The sequence below is a fragment of the Kitasatospora sp. NPDC015121 genome, from assembly GCF_055562955.1.
This window is the reverse complement of the sequence record NZ_JBVHEH010000086.1, coordinates 1,990-5,217: the sequence shown is the minus strand read 5'-3', so window position 1 is coordinate 5,217 and position 3,228 is coordinate 1,990. Positions and strand designations below refer to the sequence as shown.

Sequence of the window (3,228 nt, the reverse complement as noted above, 5' to 3'; positions counted from 1 at the left end):
GTATCTGTGTGTTGTTTCAGATACCGCACAGTGGACGCGTAGCTTCTTTGTGGTAAGTCCTCGGCCTATTAGTACCAGTCACCTGCATGCATTACTGCACTTCCAGTTCTGGCCTATCAACCCGGTGGTCTGCCGGGGGCCTTACCCCCTCGAGGGGGTGAGAAACCTCATCTTGGAACAGGCTTCCCGCTTAGATGCTTTCAGCGGTTATCCCTTCCGAACGTAGCTAACCAGCGGTGCTCCTGGCGGAACAACTGGCACACCAGAGGTTCGTCCGTCCCGGTCCTCTCGTACTAGGGACAGCCTTCCTCAAGTTTCTAACGCGCGCGGCGGATAGAGACCGAACTGTCTCACGACGTTCTAAACCCAGCTCGCGTGCCGCTTTAATGGGCGAACAGCCCAACCCTTGGGACCTACTCCAGCCCCAGGATGCGACGAGCCGACATCGAGGTGCCAAACCATCCCGTCGATATGGACTCTTGGGGAAGATCAGCCTGTTATCCCCGGGGTACCTTTTATCCGTTGAGCGACACCGCTTCCACTTGCCGGTGCCGGATCACTAGTCCCGACTTTCGTCCCTGCTCGACCTGTCAGTCTCACAGTCAAGCTCCCTTGTGCACTTGCACTCGACACCTGATTGCCAACCAGGCTGAGGGAACCTTTGGGCGCCTCCGTTACATTTTGGGAGGCAACCGCCCCAGTTAAACTACCCACCAGGCACTGTCCCTGAACCAGATCATGGTCCGAGGTTAGAGGTCCAATTCGATCAGAGTGGTATTTCAACAACGACTCCACGATAACTGGCGTCACCGTTTCACAGTCTCCCACCTATCCTACACAAACCGAACCGAACACCAATACCAAGCTGTAGTGAAGGTCCCGGGGTCTTTTCGTCCTGCCGCGCGTAACGAGCATCTTTACTCGTAATGCAATTTCGCCGAGTCTACGGTTGAGACAGCTGAGAAGTCGTTACGCCATTCGTGCAGGTCGGAACTTACCCGACAAGGAATTTCGCTACCTTAGGATGGTTATAGTTACCACCGCCGTTTACTGGGGCTTAAATTCTCAGCTTCGCTCCCGAAGGAACTAACCGGTCCTCTTAACCTTCCAGCACCGGGCAGGCGTCAGTCCGTATACATCGTCTTACGACTTCGCACGGACCTGTGTTTTTAGTAAACAGTCGCTTCTCACTGGTCTCTGCGGCCCCACCCAGCTCAGACAGTACATGTCGTCACCAGACAGGGCCCCCCTTCTCCCGAAGTTACGGGGGCATTTTGCCGAGTTCCTTAACCATAGTTATCTCGATCGCCTTAGTATTCTCTACCTGACCACCTGTGTCGGTTTGGGGTACGGGCCGTGTGAAAGCTCGCTAGAGGCTTTTCTCGGCAGCATAGGATCACTGAATTCGCCTCAATCGGCTACGCATCACGTCTCAGGCTATGTGTGACCCGGATTTGCCTAGGTCACGCCCTACACGCTTACACCAGTATTACCACTGACTGGCTCAGCTACCTTCCTGCGTCACCCCATCGCTTGGCTACTACCAGATCAGGTCCCATGCATCCACCAACTCGAGACCCGAAGGTCTTCTCGTGGCTTCAGGATGGTTAGTATCACTGATTCACCATGGGCGCGTTCACACGGGTACGGGAATATCAACCCGTTGTCCATCGGCTACGCCTGTCGGCCTCGTCTTAGGTCCCGACTCACCCTGGGCGGATTAACCTGGCCCAGGAACCCTTGGTCATTCGGCGGACGAGTTTCTCACTCGTCTTTCGCTACTCATGCCTGCATTCTCACTCGTGTGGCCTCCACGGCTAGGTCACCCTGCCGCTTCCATGGCCACACGACGCTCCCCTACCCATCCACACACCTGCCAGAAAATCCTTGGATCAACTGGGGGCTATTGCGTGAATGCCGCAGCTTCGGTGGTGTACTTGAGCCCCGCTACATTGTCGGCGCAGGATCACTTGACCAGTGAGCTATTACGCACTCTTTCAAGGGTGGCTGCTTCTAAGCCAACCTCCTGGTTGTCTTCGCGACCCCACATCCTTTTCCACTTAGTACACGCTTAGGGACCTTAGCTGGCGATCTGGGCTGTTTCCCTCTCGACTACGAACCTTATCGCCCGCAGTCTCACTGCCGCGCTCTCACTCACCGGCATTCGGAGTTTGGCTGATTTCGGTAAGCTTGTGGGCCCCCTAGACCATCCAGTAGCTCTACCTCCGGTGAGAAACACGCGACGCTGCACCTAAATGCATTTCGGGGAGAACCAGCTATCACGGAGTTTGATTGGCCTTTCACCCCTACCCACAACTCATCCCCTCAGTTTTCAACCTAAGTGGGTTCGGTCCTCCACGACGTCTTACCGTCGCTTCAACCTGGCCATGGGTAGATCACTCCGCTTCGGGTCTAGAGCATGCCACTACGATCGCCCTATTCGGACTCGCTTTCGCTACGGCTACCCCACACGGGTTAACCTCGCGACATGCCACTAACTCGCAGGCTCATTCTTCAAAAGGCACGCCATCACCCCCAGCAGTAAACTGCTCGAAGGCTCTGACGGATTGTAAGCGCACGGTTTCAGGTACTATTTCACTCCCCTCCCGGGGTACTTTTCACCTTTCCCTCACGGTACTAGTCCGCTATCGGTCACCAGGGAGTATTCAGGCTTATCGGGTGGTCCCGACAGATTCACACCAGATTTCACGGGCCCGGTGCTACTTGGGTTTCCATTACAACAGTCACAAAGTTTTCGTGTACGGGATTCTCACCCTCTACGACAGGCCGTTCCAGACCACTTCCACTAACCCTGTGATTTCTTACTGTTGGCCTGCTCGGCAGAACAGACAAAATGAACCCCACAACCCCACGAATGCAACACCTGCCGGCTATCACACACCCATGGTTTAGCCTCTTCCGCTTTCGCTCGCCACTACTCACGGAATCACGGTTGTTTTCTCTTCCTGTGGGTACTGAGATGTTTCACTTCCCCACGTTCCCTCCACACGCCCTATATATTCAGGCGCGGGTAACACGACATCACTCGTGCTGGGTTTCCCCATTCGGACATCCTCGGATCACAGCTCGGTTGACAGCTCCCCGAGGCTTATCGCAGCCTCCTACGTCCTTCATCGGCTCCTGGTGCCAAGGCATCCACCGTACGCTCTTCATTACTTACAACAAAGATGCTCGCGTCCACTGTGCAGTTCTCAAACAACACACAAC

Annotated in this window: 1 rRNA gene; it reads right to left on the bottom strand. The window is 55.1% G+C overall.

The features are described 5' to 3' along the window. Nucleotides 1-48: 48 nt before the first annotated feature. Nucleotides 49-3,183, bottom strand: a 23S ribosomal RNA gene (locus ACZ3J7_RS40815). Between the last annotated feature and the right edge of the window lie 45 nt (nt 3,184-3,228).